The sequence below is a fragment of the Stenotrophomonas sp. FR024 genome, from assembly GCF_047500745.2.
GTDB lineage: Bacteria > Pseudomonadota > Gammaproteobacteria > Xanthomonadales > Xanthomonadaceae > Stenotrophomonas > Stenotrophomonas maltophilia_A.
The window spans coordinates 1-1,978 of record NZ_JAXAXM020000009.1 but is presented as its reverse complement, the minus strand read 5'-3'; the positions used below and the strand labels follow the sequence as shown (position 1 = coordinate 1,978).

At 66.8% G+C, this 1,978-nt stretch carries 3 protein-coding genes; 1 reads left to right on the top strand and 2 read right to left on the bottom strand.

Annotation, left to right across the window (positions count from 1 at the left end; genetic code table 11):
- Positions 1-57: 57 nt before the first annotated feature.
- Positions 58-342, bottom strand: a complete 285-nt coding sequence (locus ACMZ91_RS11470) for a metal-sensing transcriptional repressor (protein WP_049461446.1) — start codon at positions 340-342, stop codon at positions 58-60.
- A 48-nt stretch (positions 343-390) separates the two neighbouring features.
- Here ACMZ91_RS11470 and dmeF point away from each other — a divergent pair, with 48 nt between their 5' ends.
- Positions 391-1,356 (top strand): CDF family Co(II)/Ni(II) efflux transporter DmeF, encoded by a 966-nt coding sequence (gene dmeF, locus ACMZ91_RS11465; protein WP_049461449.1) that lies wholly within the window; start codon positions 391-393, stop codon positions 1,354-1,356.
- A gap of 116 nt (positions 1,357-1,472) precedes the next feature.
- Here the strand turns inward: dmeF and ACMZ91_RS11460 are convergent.
- The coding region (locus tag ACMZ91_RS11460; RefSeq protein WP_495497664.1) for a transposase at positions 1,473-1,978 on the bottom strand (506 nt) is incomplete at its 5' end.

The following is a 1,978-nucleotide window of genomic DNA, read 5'->3' as shown; positions in this document are numbered from 1 at the left end:
CTGCAGGTTGCGTCCGAAGCTCATGCAGTTGCCGGCCAGCGGCCGGCACTACCCCTGCTATTTGCCGTAGCGGCGCAGCAGCTCCACCAGCACCGCAGCCTCGTCCGCCCGCTGCTGCGGGTCATCGGCACCCACTACGTGTTCCTGCAGATGCTCGTGCAGCAACTCCATCAGCAGGCTGTGGGCGGCACCGCGCACCGCGGCGACCTGCACCAGCACGCCCGCGCAGTCCCCCGCTTCCCCCTCGGGCTTGTCCAGCGCCTGCTCCAACGCCGCCACCTGACCCGCGATACGGCGTACCCGGGTCCGCAGCTGCTTTCGATTCTTATGTACATGGGCCATGGCGGGATCATATACCCTATGGGGGTATCCACTCCAGCTCCCGCCGCCATGCACTTGGACGCCCTCGCCGCCGCCCGTCGCCACGAACACCGCTTCGACGACGGCAACCCGCTGGCTGAACGCAATACCCGCCGCGCCCTGTGGCTCACCGTCAGCATGATGTTGGTGGAGATCGTCGGCGGCTGGTGGTTCAACTCCATGGCCGTGCTCGCCGACGGCTGGCACATGAGTTCGCACGCGCTGGCGCTGGGCCTCTCGGTGTTCGCCTACCGCTGCGCGCGCCGCTACGCGCACGATCCGCGCTTTGCCTTCGGTACGTGGAAGATCGAGATCCTGGCCGGCTACACCAGCGCCATCGCACTGCTTGGCGTCGCCGCGCTGATGGCCGTGCAATCGCTGGAACGGCTGTGGGTGCCGGCACCGATCCATTACGACGAAGCCATCGCCATTGCAGCGTTGGGCCTGGGCGTGAATCTGCTCTGCGCCTGGTGGCTGCACGACAGCCCGGGCCACGCGCATCACCATCATGGGCATGGGCATGACCATCATCACGGGCACGACCACGATCACAGCCATGCGCACGGTCACGACCTCAACCTGCGCTCGGCCTACGTGCACGTGCTGGCCGACGCCGCCACCTCGGTGCTGGCCATCGTCGCCCTGCTTGGCGGCAAGCTGCTGGGCCTGACCTGGCTGGACCCGGTGATGGGCCTGGTCGGCGCCGTGCTGGTGACGGTCTGGGCGATCGGCCTGCTGCGCGATAGCGGCCGCATCCTGCTCGACGCGCAGATGGATGCACCTGTGGTGGCCGAAGTACGCGAAGTGATCGAACAGGGCCCGTGGCCGGCACGCCTGGCCGACCTACACGTCTGGCAGGTGGGTCGCGGCAAGTACGCGGTCAGCGCCAGCGTGGTCACCAGCGACGTCAGTCTGGATGCCGATACCGTGCGCAACGCGCTGGCGATTCATGAGGAGCTGGTGCACGTGACGGTGGAGATTCACCGCAGCGCCTGACCCGCATCCGGTAGTGCCGGCCGCTGGCCGGCATGGCATGCTCCGGCCGCCGCTGACCAGTAGAGCCAGGCCATGCCTGGCTGCGTTGCCCACAAGTCGAGATCCTATGTTCGTGGTCAAGCCTGCTGGAAGCAGGCTTGACCCACCTTCAGCATGGCCGGATCGAAGTCCCGGCCGCTTTTGAAGACACCCCAGGCGATCCTGGCCAGCTTTCTGGCCAGGATGTTGAAGACGGCGGTGCTGGGGTGACCGCGTTTTGACAGCTCGTCGTAGAGCGGTTGCCCCCGACGACACCGCTTGAGCCCCATGGCGGCCATGTAGAGCATCTGGCGCAGCACTGGCGCGCCCTGTTTGGACAGCCGACGCCGTCCCGTTCTGCCGCCAGACTCGTTAGGCCGGGGATCCAGGCCCGTGCAGGCGATCCACGCGTTGGCGTTGGCCAACGGCCAGCGCGTCATGTAGTAAATCAGGTGAGCGGCGACGGCAGGGCCGATACCAGGGATGGTCAACAGGCGCTTGTAGAGCGCGCCATGCTCTCCATCGCGACCCAAGCGCTGCAGTTCGCTTTCCAGCTCGGACAGCGTCCCAGCCAGAGCGCAGAACAGATCTGACAGCTCCCCGG

Excerpts from the sequence above, each read along its gene's own strand:
- ACMZ91_RS11470 (WP_049461446.1), bottom strand. The coding sequence starts at position 342 with ATGGCCCATGTACATAAGAATCGAAAGCAGCTGCGGACCCGGGTACGC.
- dmeF (WP_049461449.1), top strand. The coding sequence starts at position 391 with ATGCACTTGGACGCCCTCGCCGCCGCCCGTCGCCACGAACACCGCTTC.